This window comes from Billgrantia antri, from assembly GCF_019430905.1.
In the GTDB taxonomy this organism is placed as follows: domain Bacteria; phylum Pseudomonadota; class Gammaproteobacteria; order Pseudomonadales; family Halomonadaceae; genus Halomonas; species Halomonas antri.
The window spans coordinates 289,296-314,768 of sequence record NZ_JAHYCA010000003.1; the positions used below are offsets into that span (position 1 = coordinate 289,296).

The following is a 25,473-nucleotide window of genomic DNA, read 5'->3' on the forward strand; positions in this document are numbered from 1 at the left end:
ATAATGAGCGCCGACCCGGTCGTACTGGCGGTCGCCTTCGGCTATCTGGCGCTGCTGTTCGTGATCGCTGCCTGGGGCGACCGGCGCGCCGAACAGGGCCGCTCGGTAATAGGCTCGCCCACCGTGTATGCCCTTTCGATCGCCGTTTACTGTACCGCCTGGACCTTCTACGGCAGCGTGGGTCGAGCGGCGGTTTACGGTCCCAGCTTCCTGCTGATCTACCTGGGGCCGACGCTCGCCATGCTCATGGCGCCGTTGCTGATCCGCAAGATGGTGCGTATCGCCAGCACCCAGCGCATCACCTCCATCGCCGACTTCATCAGCGCACGCTACGGCAAGAGCTCCAGCCTCGGTGCACTGGTAGCCCTCATCGCACTGATCGGCATCACGCCTTATATCGCCCTCCAGCTCAAGGCGATCACCCTTAGCCATGCGGTGCTGGTCAACTATCCCGAAGCGACGGAGTTTCGCCTCGCCGAGGAGAGCTTCTGGACCGACAAGTCGTTCTGGGTAGCGCTGGTGCTGGCCGTGTTCATCATCCTGTTCGGTACCCGCCACCTGGATGCCAGCGAGCGCCACGAGGGCATGGTGGCAGCCATCGCCTTCGAGTCGCTGGTCAAGCTGGTGGCATTTCTCACCGTCGGCATCTTCGTCACCTTCGTGCTGTTCAACGGGCCTGGCGACCTGTTCCGCCAAGTAGCCGACTCGCCAGAGCTGGCCGGCGCGCTGAGCCTCGATGCAGTCCCCGGTGGCGCCATCGGCTGGGTCGGCACCCTGGTGCTCGCCTTTCTCGCCTTCCTCACACTGCCGCGCCAGTTCCAGGTACTGGTGGTAGAGAACGTCGACGAGCGTCACCTGCGACGCGCCAGCTGGCTGTTCCCGCTCTATCTGGTAGCGATCAACCTGTTCGTGATTCCCATCGCCATGGCCGGCCTGCTGCTGCCGATGGGCAACAGCAATCCCGACAGCTTCGTGCTGACCCTACCGCTCTCCGCCGGTGTCGAGGGCATACCGCTGCTGGTCTTCATCGGTGGGCTATCGGCAGCGACCGGCATGGTGATCGTCGAGACCATTGCGCTCTCCACCATGGTCAGCAACCAATTGATGATGCCCCTGCTACTGCGCTCCAAGCGTCTTCACCTCAGTTCCCAGGGTGAGCTGGCAGGCTGGCTGCTGGGCATTCGCCGTGTGGCGATCGTGATGATTCTGCTGCTGGGCTACCTCTACCACGCCCTGATCGGCGACTCCTACAGCCTGGTGACCATCGGCCTGGTGTCGTTCGTCGGCGCGGCCCAGTTCGCCCCGGCCATGCTGATCGGCATGTACTGGCGCGGGGCGACCCGGGCTGGGGCGACCCTGGGGTTGCTCGCCGGTTTTCTCACCTGGTGCTATACCCTGCTGCTGCCGGGCTTCGCCCAGTCGGGCTGGCTCGATTCCACCTTTCTCGAGCAGGGCCTGTTGGGTCTGCCGTGGCTGCGGCCTTATGCGCTGTTCGGCCTGGAAGGCTTCGACATCTATAGTCACGCCCTGCTGTGGAGCCTGCTGGCCAATGCCGGCCTGCTGATCGGTGTATCGCTGTTCACCCGTCAAAGCCCGGTGGAACAGACCCAGGCCGCCCTATTCACCGAAGCCATGAATCCGGGGCTTCAGCACACCTCGCTGTGGCGCGGCCAGACCACCCGCGGCGAGCTCAAGAGCCTGCTCAACCGCTACCTGGGCGCCGGCGCCACGGCGCGGATCCTATACGAAACGCACGATAGTCATGCCGACGAGACGCCGGCTCCGCCGGCACTGATTGCCCGCGCCGAGAAGGCTCTGTCGGGCGCCCTGGGCAGCGCGTCGGCGCGGGTGCTGATCAACTCGGTGGTACGCGGCGAGGCACTGGACCTGGAGGCCATTCTCAGCATTCTCGACACTACCTCTCAGACGCTGGAGTACAACCGTCGCCTGGAGCAGAAGTCCAACGAATTGGCGCGTATTGGAGAGGAGCTGCGGGCCGCCAATGAACGCCTGCGAGAACTCGACCGACTCAAGGACGAATTCGTCGCCATGGTCAGTCACGAGCTACGCACACCGCTCACCTCGATCCGTGCCTTTGCCGAGATACTGCGCGACAATCAGGAGCTACCGGAGGAGAAACGCGTCCACTTTCTCGAGGTGGTGGTGCTCGAAAGCCAGCGGCTCTCACGTCTGATCGAGGAGATCCTCGATCTGGCGCGGCTGGAGAGCGGCCGTCTGACGCTCAACCCTCAGCGGCTCGATCTGGTGGCCCTGGTCCGCCACAGCGTGGATGCGGTGCACCGGCTGCAGGAGGATCGCGGTGTTGCGCTGGACGTCGACCTGGAGCTCGACGAGGCGCCTGTCATCGGCGACCCCGACCGCCTGGAGCAGGTGATCATCAATCTGCTCGACAACGCCGGCAAGTTCGCCGCCGACGAGGATCCCCACGTGCGCCTTCATCTGGCACGCTACAAGCAGAACTTCCGACTCAGCGTCGAGGACAACGGGCCGGGGATCGCCCCCGATGAGCGCGAGCGGGTCTTCGAGAAGTTCCATCAGGTCAAGCGGTTTGGCACCACCAGCGGCAAGGCCCGCGGTCGCCCTCGCGGCAGCGGGTTGGGCCTGCCGATCAGCCGCGGCATCGTCGCTCACCTTGGCGGGCGGCTGTGGGTCGACGAGGCGCCGACGCTGCACGGCGCCTGCCTGATCATGGAACTGCCCAGCGCCCCTTGAGGGAGGTTGCTGATCGAGCATATGGTGCCCATGCCCGCGCCGGATGACTTCGCCCTCATCCCGGCGCGGAATCTACCCCTGGCGTCGTACATCAAGATCGATATCCAAACGATGCCATGGGACGACGAGGCATCGGCCTGACGGCAAGTGCCGCGTTGGGCGATATGGGCTATGCGCCCGCCCGCCCTTGGGCAAGCCTGACCAGGCGGCGAATGGTCTGCATATCGTGGCGCAGCATGAGACGCTGGTCGTCCTCCAGCCTGGCCACGTCGACCCAGCCATCGACGGCTCCTCCGGCCTTGAGGTTGGCCTGCTGTACCACGAGCAGCCGCTCCTGCAGGCGATCCATTGCCGCTATTCCCGCTCTGGCCTGTCGTGCCGGGAGCACCTCCTTCAGCACCAGCGTCGACAGCCTGCGGCGCGTATCGGGCACCCTGACGCCATGACGCAGCGACAGCAAGCGAACAGCATTGACCAACGGCAGCAGGCCCTGGCGCTTGAGATCGAGGGCATTCATATGAGGCGCCTCTTCGACGCTTCCGGCGAGCCGCCCGAAGCGGTCCAGCGCCACGGGTAGCTCATCGAGCAGTTGCGCCATTTCATCGAGGAACAGGCCGGCCCGCGGCATGAGACCGGTGACATGCTCGGCCAGCGCCTCGGCCAAGCTGGCGTCGCCGAAGACCGGATGGAAATCGAGCAGGATATTGCTCTGCTGAACACGCTTTACCCGCCTGTCGCGGGTCCACAGCGAGAGTTGCTCGCACCACTCCGAGAGACGCTTGCGCCACATCGGCCAGCGGGCCATCACATGGCCATGACACAGCGGGATCCCGGCCTCATCGAGGCGCGCAGTGAAGCGCTCCCCCAGCGCCTGGAAGAAGCCGTCGATCTCGGTATGGCGAGCATCCGGATAGTCGGCCACGATCATGGCGTTGCCCTGATCGGGAGCGAGCAGACTTTCGTGGCGGCCGGCCGAACCCAGCGTCAGCACGCAGAACGCGACCGGCGGGCTGCCCCACCCCTGCCCCTGCATCTCATTGAGCGAGAGCTGAATGGCGCGGCGATAGAGTTGGTCGTTGTGGTCGCTGATCAGTTGGCTGATACGCCAAGCGGGCAGGTCGAGCCGCTGCAGTGCCTCAACCAGACGCGGCTGCCAGGCGTGAGCGGTAGCCAGATCGGCATCAGGCCCCAGTTCGCCCAGCGCTTCGCACAGGGGGGCCAGCAGCATGGTCGGCTCCGGCAGGCCATCGCCGGCGAACAGCGTGCGCCAGGGTGAGGCCCGATGCAGCAATTGCATATCGTCTCCCGTCGCATACACACGTTAGCCGAGTGTAACCAGAATCGGGAGGCGGAGACACTTGGGCCAAGGGATGACGCTCACCGGGCCGGGCCGCGAACACACTTGCGTAACGCCCCTCTACCTCGTCAGCGCGACTGGAACATGTCGTCGCCGATCTGGTCGATGTAGCGCTGCGCCTTGCTCACCATCAACTGGTCGCAGGCCTCCCGCCCCGGCACCAGGTCGGAACGCTCGAAGCGATGCTCTCGCATCTCGCCATTCTCGTCCGGCTTGCGTATCCAGCCGCTGACGCGGAACTGACCGCCCTGCTCGGCCGGCTCCGAGACGATCTGGTAGCCGTTGTACTCGACCGGCTCGGCGGCCTTGGCATTGCCCGGCTTGGCTTCGCCATTGCCGAACAGCCCGCCCAAGAGTTTCTTTAACATATTTCACCCTCATGCCTGGAGACGAAAACGCCGGCCCACTGGACCGGCGCTGTCATAACACACCGCGGCAGGCTCAGCTCTGCTGGCGGCCCTTACCGGCCGCAATGCGCAACCGCAGGGCATTGAGCTTGATGAAGCCCTCGGCATCCTTCTGGTTGTAGGCGCCGGCATCGTCCTCGAAGGTGGCGATGGACTCGTCGAACAGCGACTGCTCGGACTTGCGGCCGACCACGGTGGCGCTGCCCTTGTAGAGCTTCATGCGCACCACGCCGGAGACGTTCTTCTGGGTCTCGTCGATGGCGGCCTGCAGCATACGGCGCTCCGGGCTCCACCAGTAACCGTTGTAGATCACCTTGGCGTACTTGGGCATCAGCTCGTCCTTGAGATGTGCTTCCTCACGATCGAGAGTGATCGACTCGATGGCGCGGTGGGCACGCAGCATGATGGTGCCCCCCGGGGTCTCGTAGCAGCCGCGGGACTTCATGCCGACGTAGCGGTTCTCGACGATGTCGAGACGGCCGATGCCATTGTCGCCACCCAGCTTGTTGAGGGTCTCGAGCACTTCATGGGGCTTCATCGGCTTGCCGTCGATGGCCACGATGTCGCCACGCTCGTAGGTCAGCTCGACGTAGGTGGGAGCGTCGGGAGCGGCTTCCGGCGATACGCTCCAGCGCCACATGTCTTCCTCGGCTTCGGCCCAAGGATCCTCGAGGATGCCACCCTCATAGGAAATGTGCAGCAGGTTGGCGTCCATGGAGTACGGCGACTTCTTCTTGCTCTTGGAGAAGTCGACCGGAATCTCGTGCTGCTCGCAGTAGGCCATCAGCTTCTCGCGAGAGGTGAGATCCCACTCGCGCCACGGTGCGATCACCTTGACGCCTGGCTTGAGCGCATAGGCGCCCATCTCGAAGCGTACCTGGTCGTTGCCCTTGCCGGTGGCGCCGTGGGAAATCGCGTCGGCGCCGGTCTCGTTGGCGATCTCGATCAGGCGCTTGGCGATCAGCGGGCGGGCAATGGAGGTGCCGAGCAGGTACTCGCCTTCGTAGATGGTGTTGGCGCGGAACATGGGGTAGACGTAGTCGCGCACGAACTCTTCGCGCAGATCCTCGATGTAGATCTCCTTCACGCCCAGGGCCTGGGCCTTGGCGCGCGCGGGCTCCACTTCCTCGCCCTGACCGATGTCGGCGGTAAAGGTCACGACCTCGCAGTTATAGGTTTCCTGCAACCACTTGACGATCACGGACGTGTCCAGGCCGCCGGAGTAGGCAAGCACGACCTTCTTGACATCGGACATTCGGGGGCTCCTCTGAGGTAGACGTCTCAAGGCGCTCAGTATAGCGTGGCTGCCGCCCGGCGAATACCGGCGGCGGGACGTATCACGGCCAAGCTGTTAGACTTTTCGCCCATGAGATTCGGCCTGGCCGCGGCAATGGCCCGTCGGCAAGGAGCCGTCCCCGATTTACCACAGTGAGAGGCACATGATGAGGAGAAGCGCATGAGCGAGGCGATCACTCGCGACATGATGGCGCAGCGGTTTCGCAGTTTTCTGCCGGTGGTGGTCGACTTGGAAACCGGCGGTTTCAACGCGGAGCGCGACGCCATTCTCGAAATCGCCGCCGTAACGCTGACCATGGACGCGGAGGGCAATCTGATGCCCGATGCGACCTACGCCTATCATGTGCAACCCTTCACAGGGGCCAACGTCGAGCAGTCGGCGCTGGACTTCACCGGCATCAAGCTCGACGACCCGCTACGCCAGCGCGTCGCCCTGTCCGAGGCGGAAGCGCTGGGCGAGATCTTCCGCCCGGTACGCAAGGCGATCAAGTCGTATGGCTGCACCCGCGCCGTGCTGGTGGGCCACAATGCCGCCTTCGACCACGGCTTCCTCAATGCCGCGGTCAACCGTTGCGGCATCAAGCGCAACCCCTTCCATCCCTTCTCCAGCTTCGACACCGCCAGCCTGTCGGGTCTGGTCTACGGCCAGACGGTACTGGCTCGCGCATGCCGCGCGGCAGGTATTCCTTTCGACAACCAGGAAGCTCACTCGGCACGCTACGACACCGAGCGAACCGCGGAGCTGTTCTGCGCCATCGTCAACCGTTACAAGGATCTGGGCGGCTGGGCGTTGGCGCAGCGAGAGCAGGGCCTGGAGGACATCTAGGCAACCTGCCAACCCTCAGGGATCCTGCGTGTCCTCGATCAGTGGCGGGTGCCGGTCTCCCGCTCCCAGCCGGCGGGCATGTCGAGGTCGTCCTCGCCCGGCTCGCCGCCAACCCCGGGCTTGTCGATGATCTGCACCGTGCTGGCATGCAGCCCTTTTTCGCCCTCGTCGGGTTCGAAGCGCACCCGGGTACCCACGGTCAGCCGGTCGAAGTCACCGTGCAATACCGCGTTCTGGTGAAAGTAGAATTCCTCCCCGCTGAGGCTCTTGAGAAAGCCGTAGCCATCCCCCCCGAACAGACGCACCACGGTAGCGACCGGTGGGATCGGCTCATCATTGTGCTGCTTGACCTTGCCATCACGCTTCGCCGTCTGCTTCTTGAGCTGCTTCTCCATCGCCTCGAAGGCGTGGCGAATGATCGGACGCAACTGAACCTGCGGATCGGTCACCTTGTCGCTTTTCTCGGCCACGAGCTCTCCCTTGGCTGGCAGGGAAACCTCGACCAGAGCCCGATAGGGATTGCCCGTCCTATGGGGGTTCTGCGTCTGTTCGATGGTGACGCGACAAGAGACGATGTCGCGGCTGAAATGCTCCAGCTTGTCCACCCGTGATCTGACGTATTCGTCGATCCATGCGGAGCGCGACACGTGCTGATAGGTAATTTCCAAAGGCGTCTGCATGTTACCTCCCTGCCGAACAAGGAAACCGCTATCGGTTCCTCGATGCCTGTCTCCATTTGGCCATCAACCGCTAGCGTGGTAGCAGGCACGGGAGATTTCAATCGACTCCGTTCGAGCATTTGGTTTCCCAACGTTACCTCATGCAATTCAGGACACTTCGCCCCTTGCATGGCCCCAGGAAGGCAAAAGGCCCGCAAACGAGCGTTCGCGGGCCTTGTGAGGGGCGGACTGGAGTGGGCTCAGGCGTCGCCACCCTCCTCCTTGGCCTTGGCACGTGCCGCCGCGTCCTTGATCAACTTCTCAAGCTCACCGCTCTGGTGCAGCTCGCCGACGATGTCGCAGCCACCCACTAGCTCGCCCTCGACCCACAGCTGAGGGAAGGTTGGCCAGTTGGCATACTTCGGCAGCTCGGCGCGGATGTCCGGGTTGTCGAGCACGTTGACGAAGGCGAAACGCTCGCCGCAGGACATCAGGGCCTGGACGGTCTGGGCGGAAAAACCGCACTGGGGCAGCTGAGGCGTGCCCTTCATGTAGATCAGGATCGGGTTCTCGCTGATCTGGCGCTGGATGTTCTCGAGGGTAGTGCTCATGTGCGCTCCGTGTTGGATCGTGAATGCCGAGGCTGCCGGGCCGATACCCGAGTGCCGCACTCGGCCTTTCTCTCTTTGCCCTCATTCTACTGATGACGGGCGAATTGCGCATCCCCCGCCAGCTGGATAGGATGGTGGTTTTTTCGCGCGGAGAGTTCGCCATGGCGACACGCCATTTCCTGACCCTGCTGGACCTGAGCCCAGAAGAGCTGCACTACCTCATCCAGCGCGCCATCACGATCAAGAACCGCCTGCGTGCCCAGGGCCCGACCTATGCCCCGTTCACCAACCGCACGCTGGCGATGATCTTCGAGAAATCCTCGACGCGCACCCGGGTCTCGTTCGAGACGGCCATGGCCCACTTCGGCGGCCATGCGCTGTTCCTCTCGCCGCGGGATACTCAGCTCGGTCGCGGCGAGCCGATCGAGGATACGGCCCGAGTACTGGCGGAGATGGTCGACATCGTGATGATCCGCACCTTTTCCCATGCCGGTCTCGAGACCTATGCCGGCTCCAGCAGGGTGCCGGTGATCAACGCGCTCTCCGACGACTACCATCCCTGCCAGCTGCTGGCCGACGTGATGACCTGGACCGAGCTGCGCGGCAGCGTGCGCGGGCGTACGGCAGTATGGATCGGCGACGGCAACAATATGTGTCATTCCTGGATCAATGCCGCCCGCCAGTTCGACTTCCAACTGCGCGTTTGCTGCCCCGAGGGCTACGAGCCGCGCCAGGACATTCTCGAGGCCGCCGGCGATCGTATCTCCCTGATGCGCGATCCAGACGAGGCCGTGGTTGGCGCCGATCTGGTCACTACCGACGTGTGGGCCTCGATGGGCCAGGAGGAGGAGCAAGCCAAGCGCGAGGCAGACTTCGCCGGCTTCCAGGTCAGCGAAGCCATGCTGGACCGCGCCAAGCCCGACGTACTGTTCCTGCATTGCCTGCCCGCGCATCGCGGCGAGGAAATCAGTGAGACGCTGCTCGACGACCCGCGTGCGGTGGTGTGGCAGGAAGCCGGTAATCGACTGCATGCCCAGAAGGCGCTGATAGAATTCTTGCTGCTGGGTCGCGTCGATCACTGAGCTTTCGCCGCGTCGTCGTGTACCGTTGCGCGACGCCGCGGCGTTTCTCGGGCCTCCTTCGTTCACACGAGCCGCCTGTCGTTGCGTCTAGCCGTTCGCTTCCTGATGCAGCAACAGCTCGACTCGACGATTGGCGGCACGCCCCTCAGGGGTTTCGTTGCTGCCCAATGGGCGCGTCTCGGCATAGCCCACCGCCCGCAGCCGCTCGCCCGGTACGCCCAGTTCGGCCAGATAGCGCAATACGGCGATGGCCCGTCCTGAGGAGAGCTCCCAGTTCGACGGGAAGCGGAAACTGGCAATGGGGATGCTGTCGGTGTGCCCTTCCACGGAGATGTCCCCCTCGAATGACACGAGCACTTCGCGCAACCGGCCCAGCACTTCACGTCCCTGCCCCGTGAGAATGGCCTGGCCGCTGTCGAACAGCAGGTTGTCGTCGATACGCAGGGTAATGCCTTGCTGATCCTCCAGCACGCTCACCCCTTCGATCTCGAGCCCGGGAAAGCGCGGCTCGAGGCCATCGTGGCGCGGCTTGAGTCCCGCCCCGGCCACCATGCGAGCGGCAGCTTCGGCCTGAGGCGAAACTACGGCGGACACTTCGCCGCCATGCTGGCTACCCTTTATCGCCAGGCCGTTGCCGGCCAGGGAGAGCAGCAGCACGAACAATGTGATGAGCAGCGTCAGCACATCCAGATAGCTCACTAGCCAGCCTTCGCCCTCTGCCGCATCGACGGCGGGAGGCTGCAACATGTCTCGCGTGCTGCGATCAAGCATTCTGTGCCTGTCCGTCTGGGTCGTCGCGCTTGGCCACTTCCGGGTCGCGAATCTCGTCGTGATAGTTGACGACGAAGGAGTGCAGGGTTTCTTCGATGAACGAGGGCAGACGACGCTTGGTAATCAGTGAAATGCCTTCGAGCACCATGTTCATGGCGATCAGGCGCTCCTCGGTACGCCGCTCTAGCTTCACGGCGATGGGCTTGAACACGAGGTTGGCCAGCAGGATGCCGTAGAAGGTCGTGAGCAGGGCCACGGCCATCCGCGGGCCGATGACGTGCAAGTCGCCCGACTCCATCACTTCGAGCATGTTGACCAGCCCGACCAGGGTGCCAATCATGCCGAAGGCCGGCGCATAGGTGGCCATGGTGCGAAAGATCTGGGCTTCGGCGTGCTCGCGCGCCTTGAGCCGGGCGATGCGCCAGCGCAGCAGGTCGAAGATCTCCTCCTCCTTGGTGTTGGCGATGACCAGTTGGATGCCGGTGCGCAGGAAGGGATTGCATGCCTTCTCCAGGGCCGCCTCGACTGCCCGCACGTCGCCCTTGAACCACAGCCGCGAGATGTCCACCAGCTCCTTGATGTCGTCGCGCATGTAGGTGTTCTCCCGGCGGAACACCAGGCCCACCAGGCGCACCACTCGCAGTACCTCCCGCAGCGGATAGCTGATGAAGGTGGCCGCCATGGTCCCTGCCAGCACGATGGCGAGACCCGGCAGGTTGATGAAGCTCTGCGGTGACTCGGCGGTAAAGAACAGCACGCTGACCAGTAGAACGATGCTGGCGAACATGCCGATGATGGTAGACGGGTTCATGCAAGCTCCTGAAAATACGGGGCGAGTCTAGGGAAAGATATCGGCCGTGGGCATAGGCACTTTAGCCGAAAGCGGAAAATGCCTGCAGCAAGTTGATCCAGGTCAATCTTTCCGCAAGACGCTAAAGTTTCCTCGATAACGGCCGATACGACAGTCATGAGATCCTTGTCGGCAACAGGTCCTGCGGTCAGGCCTGTCATGGAGGATGGTGCAAGCCACAGGCCTGCGCCTTGCCAGCGAGCGATTCCGGCGGCGACCAAGCCGCGCCGGGGAACCATCCGTTGGCCAACCGCGGCCAAACAGGAGTAGTCATGCCACGATGCGCCGAGAAGGAAGGACATTGCGAACGCTGCGAGGGGCCGCTGCCGTTCGCGTTCACCATGGCCTTCCAACCGATCGTCGACCTCGCCTCGGCCCGCATCGCCACTTACGAAGCACTGGTGAGAGGGCCGGCCGGCGAGTCGGCAGCCAGCATTCTGGCCCAGGTCACCCCCCGGCTGCTCTATCGCTTCGACCAGGCGTGTCGCATCCGTGCCATCGAACTTGCCAGTCGTCTCGGCATGCGCGAGACCCTGTCGATCAACTTTCTGCCCAACGCAGTTTACGAACCGATGGCCTGTATCCAGGCAACGCTGGCGATTTCCGAGCAGGTCGGCTGGCCGCTTCAGCGGCTGATATTCGAGGTGACCGAAAGCGAGAGGGTGCAGGACCAACAGCATCTGCGCAGCATCATCGAGGCCTACCGCAAAACGGGCTTCCTGACCGCCCTGGATGACTTCGGCAACGGTTTCGCCAACCTCGACCTGCTGGTCGAGCTGCACCCCGACCGACTCAAGATCGATCGCACCCTGGTGATGAACTGCGACAGCGACACCCGCCGTCAAGCCATCCTGCGTGCCATCGTCAACCTCGCCGGGGAGCTGGATATCGGCCTGGTAGCCGAAGGCGTCGAGACGCAGGCGGAAGCGTTGTGGCTGGCCCGCAGCGGCATTTTCCAGCAGCAAGGCTTCTTCTATGCCCGCCCCGGCCTCGAAAGCCTGACCCATGGCCTCGAGCCGACGCTCGTGGCATTGCAACGGGCTGTCTAGCACAAACGATTCGATCATGAGCCTATCAGCCACCATTGAGAATGTCCGAGTGCATCACACTCAGCACGGAGCCAAGCAGCATGCCTGAGCAAAGGGACACCGATCCTTTCACCGTCGCTCTTCACCCGATCCACGACGCCAGCCATCATCACGTTGCGGATCGTCTGGTCTATACCCGGCATACCGACACCGAAGCCGAGGACGTCATGGCCGCCACGGCCAGGGCGCTGGCCAGTGCCGTCTACGAACTCGGCGACGGCGGCCTGCTGGGCGACAGGACGCTGTTCGTCGACCTGCCCCTGGAGTGGCTGGAGCGCCCCGAACTGCTGCCTACGCCGGCACCACGCCTGGCACTTGGCATTGCCGAGACGCACACGGTCGATGCCGAGCTGCTCGTACGCCTGGATGATATCCGTGAGCGCGGCTACCGGGTCATCGTCCCGTCACGCCTGTTCAAGCAGGACCCGGAAGCGATGCTCGAGCGCTGCGACATCATCGTGCTCTCCTCACCTCAGGATCTCGCCGACGAGACCCTGGAGCGACTTCCCGGGCGCAACATCAAGCTGCTGGTCGAAAATCTCGACAGCCGCGACGAGCTGGAGCGCTACCAGGCGATGGGCTGCGACTACTATCATGGCCGCTACCTCGCCAAACCCAGCTTCATTGCCTCGGCCCCACGTGGTCGTCACGGCAATCGTGCCGCGCAGATCCGTCTGATCCGCGCCCTCTACGAGGACAACCACGACCTCAACCGCCTTCACGAGCTGGTCGTACAGGTGCCCCATCTGCACGTGGCCATCCTGCGTCGGGCCAACTCGAGCTACTTCCACCGTGGCGGCAAGGAAGTCGATCTGCACCGCGCGGTACAGCTGCTGGGCCTGATCGAGCTTCGCCGGCTGATCCTGACCCTGACGCTCGCCAGCCTGCAGCCCACATCGCGTATCGTACTGCGCATGGCGCTGATCCGCGCCTTCATGTGCCGCAACCTGGCGGCCCCCTTTCCTGCCCTCGACCCCGAGGATGCCTTCACCACCGGCCTGTTCTCGATGATGGATGCGCTGCTGGAGGAGGACCGCAACACTCTGCTCGAGCACTTGCCGCTGGGGCAGCCGATCATCGACGCCCTGCGACACCGGGCCGGCCCCCTGGGCGCCGTGCTGACACTGTGCGAGAACCACGAGCGTCAGGTCGAGGAAGCCATCGACGACGTACCAGCCGACCGGCTCCATGCTTGCTACATGAACGCCCTGGGAAGCACCAAGGCGCTGATGGAAAATCTTTAACCGTGAACAGTCAGGCGCGCTCGGAGCCGGCTCACCGCCTGACTGTGCAGTTGGCATACCCGCGACTCGGTCACGCCGAGTACGACGCCGATTTCCTTGAGGTTGAGCTCCTCCTGGTAGTACAGCGCCATCAGCAGCTTCTCGCGCTCGGGAAGCGCTTCGATCCCCTCGGCCAGTTGCTGGCGCTTCTCTTCGTCGATGAGCATGCGGTAGGGCGTGTCGATCGATGCATCTTCGATCCCGGGCTCGATGCCCTCGGCCATCAACGCCTCGAAGGGCAGCAGGTGCCCGCTGTTGGTATCGCTGAGCAACTGGCGATACTCCTCCAGGCCCATGTCGAGTTCGGCGGCGATCTCGGTTTCCTCGGCCGGCCGGCCCAGCGTCTGCTCCAGACGCCGTACCGCCTCGTCGACGGCTCGGGCGTTGCGTCTCACGCTGCGCGGCAGCCAGTCCCGACTGCGCAACTCATCGAGCATGGCGCCGCGAATACGCTGGCTGGCGAAAGTGGCAAAGCTGGCTCCCTGGCCCGCATCGAAGCGCCCCATGGCCTCGAGCAGCCCCACCGTGCCGGCCTGGATCAGGTCGTCGAGCTCGATGCTCGACGGTAGCCGAACCTGCATGGAGAGCGCCTGACGCCTAACCAACGGCAGGTACTCCTCCAGCAGGTCTGCCTGTTCGATCTTGCCTCGTGCTGTGTACATGCGCTTGCTCTCACGGCTGACAATTCCCTCGGGCGTCGATTCACGCCCGATGGGTCAGGGACGTTGCAGGGATTGGTGGTTGACGATCACCTGCAGCCCCTGCAGGGTCGCGGCGCGCTGCCGGCGATCCTGCAGTGAAAACTGAAAATGCAGTGGCGTGTCGGCAGGCAGGCCCGCCAAGTCATCGGTCTGGCCACGCGACGCCGGCAAGCGTGTGCAGCCTCCTGGATGACACAACCAGGCATTCACCACGCTGCCGGCCGGCGGCTGGAACTGCCAACCGACCCGTCCCATGACCTGACCACTGGCCAGCTCGGGCGACGGTGGCAGCAACACAGCGGACGACATCGGCCGATCGGCCGTGACGACCGGCAGCGAGGGAGCAGTGGCCACCCAACTGCCACTGGCATACGCGCCTCCCATCCACCCACAGAGGACCACTGCCGCCAACCAGCGATGCGCTCGAACCATCATCTCGCCAATACCAACAATTCGATGCCGAAATAAGCCTCCGCGACATACTGTAGATTGGTCAATAGACCCTGGCGCCCCACTCCTGGCGGATGCACGGCGATCAAACGCCGCGGCCCACCCTGCTCGTCGATCTGCTTGAGCAGACGGTAGCCACGACGAAAGGCTTCGAGATCGTCATCTACCCACAGCGCCCAGTGCGACTGCTGGGTCGCCAGCACTGGCAGATGAGGGCTGCTGATGGGCAGCGCCACGATGCGCCATGAGTGTGGATTCCCCACCCAACGTCGTCCCTCGCTGGCCCAGCTTTGCAGCAGCTCGGTAACTCTGGCGGTGTGCCGTTCGGCGGTTCCCGGCAGGCCCAGCACCATCAGCGTCACCGTACTGCCCGTGTCAGGGACTCTGTTGCCAGTGTCAGTGGCTCTATGTGTCGATACGCGAGCGGTACTTGCCGGTTTGGCCGGCGCCCTTGCCGTGCCGTTGCCCCCGGCGGCTGCCAACTCGACCAGCGTCTCGGCCACATGTGCCGGGCAATCCTGTGCCTCCCCGTTCGCCCATTGGCGCAGCCCAGCGGCCTGGTCCCATCCCATCTAGCCTGTCTCCCTTTCACCGAGACCCAGGTGGCGAATGGCATCGCGCACCATGAAGAGTTGTACCAACGACTCGAGCAGCGCGACATCGCGCCGCCTGCGACGCCCCCCGCCGAGCCCCAGCAATTCCGCTCGCAGATCCATCGCCGCTACGTCCTCGGCAAGATCCAGGTGCGCTGCCACCGTGGCCAGGCCACTGGCCATCAGCAGGCGCAGGTCGGCACGCAGCTCCCCCAATTCGGCTGGATCCAGGCGCTGCCACGCACTTCGGGCGAGCTGCGGCAGTACGTCGCCCTGCAGCAGGGTCAACAAGAGCGGCTGGGGCTCGCGCTTCAGCCGCAACGGCACTATCCAGTAGCGTTTCGCCAGCACCTTGCCACTCTCTTCATCACGCACCTCACCGAACCAGGCCTGCGCGTCGAGGCTCTGTTGGTCGCGCCGGGCTCCCTTGAACACCACGCCGACGGGAAGCGTAGCGAGACCGAGGCGTGCTGCAGCACCGCGGAATCGGCAGCGCACGTCGCCAACGGCGTCGCCTATGCCACTGAGCGACGCCAGGGTACACCGCTCGCCGCCAAATTCGACACGCTGGCTGCCGCGTACCTGACTGCACCAGCTCAGTCCACCCTTCTGTAGCCAGTCTCCCGCGTCACTGTCGGGCAGCCCATTCAACAGATGCACGCCGACCCCGTATTGCTCCAGCATCTCTGCCAGGCGTGCCTGCTGGCCCGCCACTTGGCGATGCTGCAGCAACGGCAGCGCCAGCCAGGTACCCTCGGGACTGAGCGCCACGTCCGGCATCGACCAGCTCTCGCCCGGTACGCGACGGCGTTCGCTCCACAGCATGCCGAGTGCCTGATCACCCTGGGGGTAATCGGCCAACAGTCGATCCAGGCGCTGCTGCTGGACGGAGGCTGGCATTCCCAACAGGTTCCACACCTCTTCGAAGCGCTTGAAGCCGGGCAGACGCTGGCGTAGCGCCTGCAGTACTGAAGCCAGGCGGCGGCCTTGTCCCAACAGATTGCCTGAACTTCGCACGGCCGCTTCCGGCATCTGACGTGCCGGAGACCTGGCGGACGGCGTGCGATCGGCAAGGGCATCGGCGATCAAGGCTTCGGGTTCGGCGAGCGCCATGTCCTCCGGAACGCGTTGGCCATGGGAGACAAACAGCAGACGCAAACCGTGACGCATGACGATATCGAGCACAGGCGCCAACCGCCCTGCCTCGTCCTGCTTGGTGATGATGCAATCGGTGAGCTCGCCACCGGCGGCCTGAGCGGCCTGCCGATAACGCACCACGACCTCCTCGAGGGTCTCGGGCTGGCTGGCAGCGTTGAGCAGCAGTACCAGGCGCACGGGCGAATCGCCGCCGTGCAAGTGGCTGACCTGCTCGATCACGCGGTGATCGCGCTGGCTCATGCCGACCGTGTCGATGATGATCCAGGACTTGCCTTTCATGCGCCCCAGCAGCTCCGACACCGGCTGGTCGGCGTTGAGGGCGTACATCGGCACGTCGAGCAGGCGTGAGTAGATTCGCAACTGCTCGTGGGCACCGATACGGAAGCTGTCGGTCGTCACCAGTGCCACCGGTCGGGTGCCGTGACGCATGACATAGCGCGCTGCCAGCTTGGCCGTAGTCGTGGTCTTGCCTACCCCGGTGGGCCCGATCAGTGCCACGATCCCGGTGCGATCCATGAAGGCAGCCTCATCGTCCAGGCCACCGAGTCGCTTGACCAGCTGTCGCGCCAGCCATGCCAAGGCACGCTCGTCGACTGCCCCGGCCAGCGCCAGCTCCTCGGGCAGTGCCGCGACAACCTCGTCGGCCAGCGCCTGGCTGAAACCGGTCTCCAGCATCGTGCCGATGAGCTGCTCACCAAGCGTACGCGTCGAGTCAGACGGGTCACGCTCGCGTGACAGCAGGGCACGCATGTCCCGCATCTCTTCGAGCAGCCTTGCACTCATGGCCTCGAAGGCCTGGGCGGGATCGGGGCTTGCCGGGGTGGCAGGCGCCGCCGCTGGCGGGCGACTCGGCTCCACCGAACGAGGTGCGGATTCGCCGACATTGGCTTCGCCCTGCGTGGCCGCCGACTCGGCCATCGCCAGAATCTCGACGCCATGCTCGGTCTGCCGGTTGGCCAGGATCAGGGCCTCGTCACCCAGGGCCGCGCGTACCTGACGCATGGCCTCACGACTGTTGCCCCCCACGAAACGCATGACACTCATTGCTTATCGACCTCCCACCAGCGTCACGATGCGCAGCGTCCGATCATCAGGTATTTCCGCCTGCGACATGACCACCAGGTGGCGCATGCGCCGACGCAGGAAACGAGCCAGTAGCGGACGCAGGCTATGCTGCACCACCAGCACCGGTGGCTCGCCGCTCGCCTCATGCCGCTCGACGGCTTGCTCGGTCTGGCTCATCAGTGTCTCGGCCAATCCTGGCTCGAGCGCCCCATTGCCGTTCATGGCTTGCATCAGGACCTGCTCGAGTTGGGCATCCAGGCCGATCACGTTCAGCGTATCGCGTCCAGGGAACCAGTGCTGAGTAATCGCGCGTCCCAGCATGATCCGAACCAGTGCTGTCAGCTCGTTGGCATCCTGTTGCTGCGGCGCATATTCTGCCAGGGTATCGAGGATGGTACGCATGTCGCGAATGGAGACATCTTCATCGAGCAGGTTCTGCAGGATGCGCTGGAGTACGGTCAGGCTGATGGCTTTGGGCACCACGTCCTCGACCAGCGACTTCTGCTCCTCGCCGAGCTTGTCGAGCAGCTTCTGGACCTCCTGGCGTCCCAGCATTTCGGCCGCGTGGCGATGCAGCAGGTGGTTGAGGTGCGTGGCGATCACGGTGCCGGCGTCGACTACGGTATAGCCGTAGACTTGGGCATGCTCGCGCTGTCCTCCATCGATCCACACCGCCGGCAGGCCGAAGGCCGGATCGGACGTCGGCGTGCCCTGCAACTGGCCAGTGACCTGCCCCGGATCGATGGCGAGCCACTGGCCCGGGAAGGCCTCGGCACGGCCAATCTCGGCGCCTTTCAGCGTGATCACATAGGTGTTGGCACCCAGTTCCAGATTGTCGCGTATATGCACCACGGCGGGCAGAAAACCGACTTCCTGGGCGAACTTCTTGCGCACGCTCTTGATGCGGCCCAACAGTTCGCCATCCTGGCGCTGGTCGACCAGCGGAATCAGGCGATGACCGACCTCGAGCCCCAGGGTATCCACCAGTTGGACGTCCGACCAGCTGGCCTCGGGCGTTTCGGGCATCGGCGGCGGCTCGGCCTTGAGTTCCTCCGCCACCAGGCGCTGCTCCTGCTGTCGCGTTAGCATCCAGGCCAGGCCGGCCAAGAGTCCGGTGAAGATCAGAAACACCATGTTGGGCATGCCCGGCACCAGGCCAAGCAGTCCCATGACCAGTGCTGCCAACACCATGACTTGAGGATTGACGAACAGCTGGCCGATCATCTGCTGCCCGACGTCCTGCTCGGTATTGACGCGCGACACGGTCACGCCGGCGGCCGTGGAGATCACCAGTGCAGGGATCTGGGCGACCAGGCCGTCGCCGATGGTCATCAGGGTGTAGGTCCGGGCGGCATCGCCGAAGCCCATGTCGTGCTGGAGCATACCGATCAGCAGGCCGCCGATGACGTTGACCACCATGATCACCAGGCCGGCCATGGCATCGCCACGCACGAACTTGCTGGCACCGTCCATGGAGCCGTAGAAATCGGCCTCCTGGGCAACTTCGGCGCGACGCGTGCGAGCATCTTCTTCACCGATCAGGCCGGCGTTGAGGTCGGCATCGATAGCCATCTGCTTGCCCGGCATGGCATCGAGCATGAAGCGCGCGCCCACCTCGGCGATGCGCCCGGCCCCCTTGGTGATGACCATGAAGTTGATGATGACCAGGATCAGAAAGACCACCAGACCCACGGCGAAGTTGCCGCCGATGAGGAACTCACCGAAGGCCTCGATCACCTTGCCCGCCGAGTCACCGCCCTGGTGGCCTTCCATCAGGATCACCCGTGTGGAAGCGACGTTCAGCGATAGACGCAACAAGGTGGTGAACAACAGCACTGCAGGAAAGGCGGCAAAATCCAACGGCTTCTGGGTGAACATGCTGACCAGCAGCACCATAACCGCCAGGGCGATATTGAAGGTGAACAGCAGGTCCAGCGCGAAAGGTGGCAGCGGCACGATCATCATGCCGAGGATCATGATGATCAGGATCGGGCCGGCAAGCAGCTTCATGCGGACATCGCCCACCCAGTCACGTCGCCCCATGATCTGGCTGAGGGATTTCATCGGCGTGCTCCGCCAGGCTCAAACGGCCCTGGTTCAGTAGTGCCATCGCCCGCATCGCCGGCGGGTACCGCCAGGCTCTCCGGTATCGGCAAGTTCACGGGTGTAGGCGGCACCTCTCCCCCCTCTTGTGATACGTGCTTAAGGCGGAAAGCCCAAGCCAGGACTTCCGCCACGGCGGTATAAAGATCCAGCGGTATTTCTCGCTCGAGGTCAACGTGACGGTATAGGGCGCGAGCCAGCGGCGGTGCCTGCAACAGCGGCACTCCGGCCTCCTGGCCGAGCTCACGAATGCGCGCCGCGACCATGTCCGCACCCTTAGCCACCACCCTGGGGGCCCCCATGCGAGCCTCATCGTACTGCAGGGCCACGGCATAATGGGTCGGGTTGGTGATGATCACGTCGGCCTCCGGTACCTTGCTCATCATGCGGTTTCTCGCCATCGCCTGCTGCTGGGAGCGAATGCGCGCCTTGACGTGCGGATCACCTTCCGACTCCTTGTGCTCGCGCTTGACCTCTTCCTTCGACATGCGCATCTTCTTGGCATGGCTGTAGAGCTGGTAGGGCACGTCGATCAGGATGACGACCAGCAGCGTCAGCACCATCAGGCCGCAAGCCTCGGCGGCCATCATCAGCGCCCGTGCCAATGCCTGGGTGGTCGGCTGATCCATCAGCGACAGATATTCCCCACGCTTGTAGTACAGGTACGCCATGCCGACCCCGCCGATGAGCACCGACTTGGCCACCGCCTTGAACAGCTCGATCAGCGCCTGGGTGCCGAACATGCGCTTCAGCCCCTTGAAGGGGTTGAGCTTCGACAGCTGGGGCTGGAGCGACTTGGCCGAGATCAACCAGCCGCCCAGCAGGGCCGGCGCCACCAGCGCCACCAGCGTGAGCAATAGAAACAGCGGCAACATGGTCCACAGTGTGCGGCTTCCCAGATCGAGCACATTGCTCAGCATGGGGCCGGTCTCGAAGGCTTGGCGGCGCTCGAACAGAAAGGCCTGTTCCATCACCAGCCCCAATTGATCGTAGAGCATCGTGCCCATCGACCACATTCCCACCACGCCACCCAACAGCAGCATGAAGGTGGTCAGCTCCCGTGAACGGGCAACCTGGCCCTCCTCGCGCGCCTTTTCCAGGCGCCGTGGTGTGGCCTCTTCGGTCTTTTCCTGATCGCTGCTCTCGTCGGCCATGGCACCCGCACACTTTTCCGCACGGTGGCCATTGTGGCGTCAACGGCAGGCTGGCGATACGCCAAAAAGCGCCGATGATCGTGGCTTTATCGGCCACGACCATCGGCGCCTGGGAAGGCAGCGAGGTGTTGAAAGCGACTCAGGGGGGGCGGCGCTTATCCATGCGCAGGGCGTCGCTGAGCGAATTGCCGAGCGGGATGCAGCGCAGCGTGCCACGCATCGATTCGCTCATGCAGGCATTCGTACCTGCTAGAAGCCGAGCTGGTCGAGCAGGTCATCCACCTGATCCTGGTTGGTGACGATATCGGCCCCAGGCTTGATCTGAGGACCGTTGAGCAGCCCCTCCTCGCGGCGACGCGCCTCGTTCTCCCACTGATCGTTGGCCTTGCGCTGCATGTTCTCGCGCGCCACTTCCTCGGGCACGTTATCGATCAGCACCTGGACCAGCTGATGCTCGATCTCGCGGATGACATCCATCATCTTCTTGATCACCTGGCCGGTCAGATCCTGGAAGTCCTGGGCCATCATGATCTCGAGCAGTTCCTTCTGCGTCGCCTGCGTCTTGTCGGGCACACCGGCCAGATAGGAGCGCGTCTGCTTGACCAGATCTCGCGCCTCATCGAGCTCCTTGGGCTCGGCGAACCATTCGGCCCAGCGCTTGTCCAGCGACTCGGCGCCACTGCTGATCGAATCCTGCAGCGGCTGTGCGCGGTCGATGGCGTTGAGGGCGCGCTCCGCGGCCTGCTCTGTCATGGTGGCTACGTAGCTCAGGCGATCGCGCGCGTCGGGAATCGCCTCTGCCGCCTTCTCGATCTCCTTGTCCAGACCCAGCTCGCGCATGCTTTCCCGCAGCATGCGGGTCAGCTGTCCGATGCGCTGGACCAGCTCCTCGCCAGCGGCGCCTGCCGGTTGAGCCTGGCCAGGCTGCTCGTTTGCGCTCATCTTGTTCTCTCCTCCGCAAGCGGGACTATCGCCGGCGTCACTTGCCCAGTTTCTCGAAAATCTTGTTGAGCTTCTCTTCCAGGGTGGCGGCGGTGAATGGCTTCACCACGTAGCCGCTGGCCCCGGCCTGCGCCGCCGCGATGATATTCTCTTTCTTCGCCTCCGCGGTCACCATCAACACCGGCAGCTGCTTGAGTGCATCGTCGGCGCGGATCTGCTTGAGCATCTCCAGGCCGTCGAGGTTGGGCATGTTCCAGTCGGAAACCACGAACTCGAAGGAACCTGAACGCAGCTTGGTAAGCGCCTCTTGCCCGTCCTCGGCCTCCTCGACATTGGTGTAGCCCAACTCCTTGAGTAGGCTCCGAACGATCCGGCGCATGGTCGGGAAGTCGTCGACCACCAGAAAGCTCATGTTCTTGTCAGCCATCGGAAATACCTCTTCTCTATCAATCGATGTTCATCTTCTGACGGCGACGGGCACCGTCGTGGTTGGAAGCACGTTCAGAATTCTTCCCAGTCACCCTCGACCACGGGCTCGGCCTGGCTCTTGCGCTTGGGGTCGACTTCGGCGGCACGCGACGTAGCGGAGCGCTCCCGGGCACCCGGTCCGACCAAGGCAGGCATGCCGCTGTGCGGCGCCTCATGCGCAGCCCCAGCGGGGGCTTGTCTCGCCGCCTCCCGGGGTGCTTGCTGGGCGTCGCCCGCAAGGCGGAATACGGCGACGGTCTGCTCGAGACGACTGGCCTGCTCTTCGAGCGAAGCCGCAGCAACAGAGGCTTGCTGCACCAGCGAGGCATTCTGCTGGGTCACCTGGTCCATTTGGCCTACCGCCTGACTGACCTGCTCGATGCCGTCGCTCTGCTCCTGGGAAGCCGCCGATATCTCGTCCATGATGTCGGTCACGCGGCGTACCGCCTTGACAACTTCGTCCATGGTTTCGCCGGCCTGCTCGGCCAGGGTCGAGCCCTCCTTCACCTGGGCCACCGAGCCGTCGATAAGCGCCTTGATCTCCTTCGCCGCCGTGGCACTGCGGCTGGCCAGGTTGCGCACCTCACCGGCCACCACGGCGAAGCCACGCCCCTGCTCGCCGGCCCGAGCCGCCTCCACCGAGGCATTCAGCGCCAGGATGTTGGTCTGGAAGGCGATTGAGTCGATGACGCTGGTGATGTCGCTGATTTTCTGCGAGCTTGTGGAAATACCGCCCATGGTCTTGACCACGCGATCGACCACTTCGCCGCCGCGCTCGGCCGTGGTCGAGGCATCCAGAGCCAGCCCGCTGGCCTGGCGCGCGTTGTCGGCGTTCTGGCGCACCGTGGCAGTGAGCTCTTCCATGCTCGAGGCGGTCTCCTCCAGCGAGGCCGCCTGCTGCTCGGTACGAGACGACAGGTCGGCGTTGCCGCTGGCTATCTCACGCGTGCCCACATGGATCGAGCCACTGCTGTTGCGCACCTGGCCGACGATGCGGGTCAGGCTCTGCTGCATGTTGCGCATGGCGTTGAACAGCTTGCCGATCTCGTTGCGGCTGCCCTCGGGGATTTTGCCGGTGAGATCGGCCTTGGCAATGGTCTGCAGATGATTGACCGCAGAGTTTAGCGGCCGGATCACCGTGGCCCGCAGCCCAGCATAGACCAGCACCAGCACCAGAGCGGCCAGCACCAGCGCACCCAGCTTGATTACAGCGAAACGATCTGCCTGCGCATGGTAGTCGGCCATCATCGCCTGACCACTGCTGAAACCATCACGCACGAACTCGGTCATGCTGCTGGCGAGCGCATCACTGGGCTCGGTCAGCGCATCACGCAGCCTGCCGAACTGCGGGGTATCGAGCTGATCGAGCGCTGCGTGCTGGTCCCGAGCGAGAGCGAGCACCGCCGCGAACTGCTCCTCGAGCCGCTGAGCCAGTTCCCGTGACGCATCGGACTTGGGTGCCGCCGCAAAGTGGTTCAGGCGCGCCTCGGCCCGATCCATACGGTCGGCGGCGACGTCGAGCTGCTGATTGGCATCGGCCATGCGCCCCAGCATGATCTGGTTGGAGGCGATTTCGAGGCTGACGCGCGCCACATTGAGCAGGGCATCGGCACGATTGATCTCGTTGAGCTGCTGCGCATTGATACGATCGAGGTCCGCCATGACCCGCTCCGCCTGGCGCTCCGACAGGAACGAGAGCAGAGAGACCAGCCCGATCAGCACGGCGAAGCTGACCAGGGCAGCGATCACGGACACGTTGATACTGATATTTCGCATCAGGCGGCTCATTACCTGGCTGCTCCTTGCGTAAGGTGACGATGCTTGTTGTTCTGTTCCGGTCAGACCCGCTGCGCACGACCAGAGGCCGCCACCAGCGCCATCAGGCGCTCGGGTATTTCATCCAGGCTGGCCACTTCGACGGCGCCGCCCAGGGCAATCGCTTCGCGCGGCATGCCGAAAACCACGCAGCTCGCCTCGTCCTGCGCCAGGGTGGACGACCCTGCCTGACGCATCTCGAGCAGGCCGGCGGCTCCGTCCTTGCCCATGCCGGTGAGGATCACCCCGATGGCGTTGCGACCCGCCTGGGTGGCGGCGGAATGGAACAGCACGTCGACAGAGGGACGATGGCGGTTGACAGGCGGCCCGTCGTCGAGCCTGGCCACGTAGTTCGCCCCGCTGCGCGCCAGCTTCAGGTGCGCATCGCCTGGTGCGATATAGGCATGCCCTGGCAAGACGCGCTCACCGTCACTGGCCTCCTTCACGGTGATGTTGCATAACCGGTTCAGGCGCTCAGCGAAAGAACGCGTGAATCCCCCCGGCATGTGCTGGGTGATCAGGATGGCCGGGCTGTTGGCCGGCAGCGGCTCGAGCACGGCGCGGATTGCTTCCGTGCCCCCGGTGGAGGCCCCGATGATGATCAGCTTTTCGCTCGACACCAGCGGCGCCTTCAAGGTAGCCCGTGGCGCCGTCTGGGCCTGGCGCGCCTGGCGCGGGCGCGACTTGGCCGCGGCGCGGATCTTCTCGGCGATGTCGTTGGCATATTCGAGCATGCCGCTGCGGATGCCCAGCGACGGCTTGGCCACGAAGTCCAGCGCCCCCAGTTCCAACGCGCGCAGGGTGATCTCGGAGCCGGCCTGGGTCAGCGACGACACCATCAGCACAGGCATCGGCCGTAAACGCATGAGACGCTCGAGAAAATCGAGGCCGTCCATGCGCGGCATCTCGACATCGAGGGTCAGGACATCAGGGTTGTGGCGCTTGATCAGATCGCGCGCCACCAGCGGGTCCGGCGCCACGGCCACGACTTCCATGTCCGGCTGCGAGTTGATGATCTCGCTGAGCAGGTCACGAATCAGCGCCGAATCATCAACGCACAGCACCTTGATCCTGTTCGATCCCAAGGCAAATCTCCTGTTCATGGGGAAGCCACGCTGACCCATGGCATTCCAATATGTGGTTCATCGGCCCCGATGGCGAAAACTTTAGCCGCGCGCTGTCTGGCTAGGCGTTTGCACCGGTACGTTCCGCCAAGGTATAGACCGTCTGCCCGCGCAGGCGAAACACCTTGCTGATGTAAGAGAAATTCTCCGAGTGGCCGGCAAACAGCAGGCCATCGGGCTTGAGTAGCGGAGCAAAGCGCTCGAGGATACGGGCCTGGGTCTGCTTGTCGAAGTAGATCATCACGTTGCGACAGAAGATGGCGTCGAAGGGACCCTTGATCGGCCACTGCGGAGCCAGCAGGTTCATCGACAGGAACTCCACCATCGAGGAGACTTCGGGGCGCACCCTGGCCAGCCCCTCGTGTTGCCCCCGCCCCTTCTGGAAGAAGCGCTTGACACGACTCTCCTCGATCTTTCGAACCTGCTCGACCGGGTAGACGCCGGCCCGGGCGCGCGTCAACGCCTCGGTGTCGATGTCGGTCGCCACGACGCGCGCCTCGGCCGCCCGCGGGCCCAGGCTCTCGTGCAGGGTCATGGCGATCGAGTAAGGCTCCTCGCCGGTAGACGCAGCGGCGCTCCAGATGCGTACGGGCCCGCTGGACTTGCGCACGTGTTCGGCCAGCAGCGGAAAGTGATGCATTTCGCGGAAGAAGGCCGTTAGGTTGGTCGTCAGCGCATTGGTGAACGCTTCCCACTCCCGCGCATCGGGCTGACGCGCCAGCTTCTCCAGGTAGTCGCTGAAGCGGGTCAGGCCATGGTGACGCAAGCGCTTGGCCAGACGGCTGTAGACCATCTCGCGCTTGTGCTCGGCCAGCACGATACCCGCACGCTGATAGATCAGCTGACGAATTCGGGAAAAATCTTCGTCGGTGAGGACCAGGTCACGCTCGAGGTGACCCAGCCCGGACCATTGCCCCGGCTCCATCCCGGGACTCAG

General features: G+C 64.1%; 23 protein-coding genes. 5 read left to right on the top strand and 18 right to left on the bottom strand.

Annotation, left to right across the window (positions count from 1 at the left end):
* The first annotated feature begins 3 nt into the window (after positions 1–3).
* On the top strand, positions 4–2,733 hold the full coding sequence (locus tag KPL81_RS09350) for a sensor histidine kinase (protein WP_219791637.1): 2,730 nt from the start codon (positions 4–6) through the stop codon (positions 2,731–2,733).
* A 169-nt stretch (positions 2,734–2,902) separates the two neighbouring features.
* Here the strand turns inward: KPL81_RS09350 and KPL81_RS09355 are convergent, their stop codons facing one another.
* The 3 genes from KPL81_RS09355 to KPL81_RS09365 form a co-directional block, all read right to left on the bottom strand.
* A complete protein-coding gene (locus KPL81_RS09355; protein ID WP_219791639.1) occupies positions 2,903–4,030 on the bottom strand; it encodes a DUF294 nucleotidyltransferase-like domain-containing protein in 1,128 nt (375 codons plus the stop codon).
* Positions 4,031–4,158: 128 nt separating this feature from the next.
* Positions 4,159–4,458 (bottom strand): HlyU family transcriptional regulator, encoded by a 300-nt coding sequence (locus KPL81_RS09360; RefSeq protein ID WP_219791640.1) that lies wholly within the window; start codon positions 4,456–4,458, stop codon positions 4,159–4,161.
* Between the two features lie 73 nt (positions 4,459–4,531).
* On the bottom strand, positions 4,532–5,752 hold the full coding sequence (locus KPL81_RS09365; protein ID WP_209472489.1) for an argininosuccinate synthase: 1,221 nt from the start codon (positions 5,750–5,752) through the stop codon (positions 4,532–4,534).
* 201 nt (positions 5,753–5,953) lie between these two features.
* Between KPL81_RS09365 and rnt the strand changes: the two genes are divergently transcribed.
* On the top strand, positions 5,954–6,619 hold the full coding sequence (rnt, locus tag KPL81_RS09370; RefSeq protein WP_209472491.1) for a ribonuclease T: 666 nt from the start codon (positions 5,954–5,956) through the stop codon (positions 6,617–6,619).
* Positions 6,620–6,657: 38 nt separating this feature from the next.
* On the opposite strand, the gene KPL81_RS09375 is transcribed toward rnt, so the two are convergent.
* Together KPL81_RS09375 and grxD are read right to left on the bottom strand one after the other, a co-directional pair.
* Entirely contained in the window at positions 6,658–7,299 is a 642-nt protein-coding gene (locus KPL81_RS09375; protein ID WP_219791642.1) for an HPF/RaiA family ribosome-associated protein, read from the bottom strand.
* 239 nt (positions 7,300–7,538) lie between these two features.
* Positions 7,539–7,889, bottom strand: coding sequence for a Grx4 family monothiol glutaredoxin (gene grxD, locus KPL81_RS09380; protein ID WP_209472495.1), 351 nt, complete (start codon positions 7,887–7,889; stop codon positions 7,539–7,541).
* A gap of 161 nt (positions 7,890–8,050) precedes the next feature.
* Here grxD and argF point away from each other — a divergent pair, with 161 nt between their 5' ends.
* Positions 8,051–8,971 carry an ornithine carbamoyltransferase gene (gene argF, locus KPL81_RS09385; RefSeq protein WP_219791644.1) on the top strand — a complete coding sequence of 307 codons (921 nt, stop codon included), beginning with the start codon at positions 8,051–8,053 and terminating at the stop codon, positions 8,969–8,971.
* An 87-nt stretch (positions 8,972–9,058) separates the two neighbouring features.
* On the opposite strand, the gene KPL81_RS09390 is transcribed toward argF, so the two are convergent.
* Both KPL81_RS09390 and KPL81_RS09395 read right to left on the bottom strand, forming a co-directional pair.
* Complete coding sequence (locus KPL81_RS09390) at positions 9,059–9,742, bottom strand: OmpA/MotB family protein (RefSeq protein WP_219791646.1); 684 nt, start codon at positions 9,740–9,742, stop codon at positions 9,059–9,061.
* Positions 9,735–10,553, bottom strand: a complete 819-nt coding sequence (locus tag KPL81_RS09395) for a motility protein A (RefSeq protein WP_219791648.1) — start codon at positions 10,551–10,553, stop codon at positions 9,735–9,737. Before KPL81_RS09395 ends, KPL81_RS09390 begins: the two co-directional genes overlap by 8 nt.
* A gap of 311 nt (positions 10,554–10,864) precedes the next feature.
* Here KPL81_RS09395 and KPL81_RS09400 point away from each other — a divergent pair, with 311 nt between their 5' ends.
* Together KPL81_RS09400 and KPL81_RS09405 are read left to right on the top strand one after the other, a co-directional pair.
* A complete protein-coding gene (locus KPL81_RS09400) occupies positions 10,865–11,641 on the top strand; it encodes an EAL domain-containing protein (RefSeq protein ID WP_219791649.1) in 777 nt (258 codons plus the stop codon).
* A gap of 80 nt (positions 11,642–11,721) precedes the next feature.
* Positions 11,722–12,924, top strand: coding sequence for an EAL and HDOD domain-containing protein (locus KPL81_RS09405; RefSeq protein WP_209472509.1), 1,203 nt, complete (start codon positions 11,722–11,724; stop codon positions 12,922–12,924).
* Here the strand turns inward: KPL81_RS09405 and KPL81_RS09410 are convergent.
* From KPL81_RS09410 to KPL81_RS09460, 11 genes are all read right to left on the bottom strand, one after another.
* Positions 12,921–13,625 carry an RNA polymerase sigma factor FliA gene (locus KPL81_RS09410; RefSeq protein WP_219791650.1) on the bottom strand — a complete coding sequence of 235 codons (705 nt, stop codon included), beginning with the start codon at positions 13,623–13,625 and terminating at the stop codon, positions 12,921–12,923. The two genes, KPL81_RS09405 and KPL81_RS09410, sit on opposite strands and share 4 nt — an antisense overlap.
* Before the next feature lie 54 nt (positions 13,626–13,679).
* Positions 13,680–13,973 carry a flagellar protein FlhE gene (locus KPL81_RS09415; RefSeq protein ID WP_219791651.1) on the bottom strand — a complete coding sequence of 98 codons (294 nt, stop codon included), beginning with the start codon at positions 13,971–13,973 and terminating at the stop codon, positions 13,680–13,682.
* Positions 13,974–14,095: 122 nt separating this feature from the next.
* Positions 14,096–14,476 (bottom strand): hypothetical protein, encoded by a 381-nt coding sequence (locus KPL81_RS09420; RefSeq protein WP_219791653.1) that lies wholly within the window; start codon positions 14,474–14,476, stop codon positions 14,096–14,098.
* A gap of 210 nt (positions 14,477–14,686) precedes the next feature.
* The gene (flhF, locus tag KPL81_RS09425) at positions 14,687–16,909 is read right to left on the bottom strand and encodes a flagellar biosynthesis GTPase FlhF (RefSeq protein WP_240549154.1); all 2,223 of its coding nucleotides are present in this window, start codon (positions 16,907–16,909) and stop codon (positions 14,687–14,689) included.
* 3 nt (positions 16,910–16,912) lie between these two features.
* Positions 16,913–18,994, bottom strand: coding sequence for a flagellar biosynthesis protein FlhA (gene flhA, locus KPL81_RS09430; RefSeq protein ID WP_219791655.1), 2,082 nt, complete (start codon positions 18,992–18,994; stop codon positions 16,913–16,915).
* On the bottom strand, positions 18,991–20,187 hold the full coding sequence (gene flhB / locus KPL81_RS09435) for a flagellar biosynthesis protein FlhB (RefSeq protein WP_219791657.1): 1,197 nt from the start codon (positions 20,185–20,187) through the stop codon (positions 18,991–18,993). Before flhB ends, flhA begins: the two co-directional genes overlap by 4 nt.
* Before the next feature lie 249 nt (positions 20,188–20,436).
* A complete protein-coding gene (gene cheZ / locus KPL81_RS09440; RefSeq protein ID WP_219791659.1) occupies positions 20,437–21,129 on the bottom strand; it encodes a protein phosphatase CheZ in 693 nt (230 codons plus the stop codon).
* A 37-nt stretch (positions 21,130–21,166) separates the two neighbouring features.
* Positions 21,167–21,556: a chemotaxis response regulator CheY gene (gene cheY, locus KPL81_RS09445; protein WP_209472523.1), complete on the bottom strand. Its 390-nt coding sequence runs from the start codon at positions 21,554–21,556 to the stop codon at positions 21,167–21,169.
* 74 nt (positions 21,557–21,630) lie between these two features.
* A complete protein-coding gene (locus KPL81_RS09450; RefSeq protein WP_219791661.1) occupies positions 21,631–23,385 on the bottom strand; it encodes a methyl-accepting chemotaxis protein in 1,755 nt (584 codons plus the stop codon).
* Positions 23,386–23,435: 50 nt separating this feature from the next.
* Positions 23,436–24,497, bottom strand: coding sequence for a protein-glutamate methylesterase/protein-glutamine glutaminase (locus KPL81_RS09455; RefSeq protein WP_240549155.1), 1,062 nt, complete (start codon positions 24,495–24,497; stop codon positions 23,436–23,438).
* A gap of 100 nt (positions 24,498–24,597) precedes the next feature.
* Positions 24,598–25,461 (bottom strand): CheR family methyltransferase, encoded by an 864-nt coding sequence (locus KPL81_RS09460; protein WP_209478631.1) that lies wholly within the window; start codon positions 25,459–25,461, stop codon positions 24,598–24,600.
* Positions 25,462–25,473 lie beyond the last annotated feature (12 nt).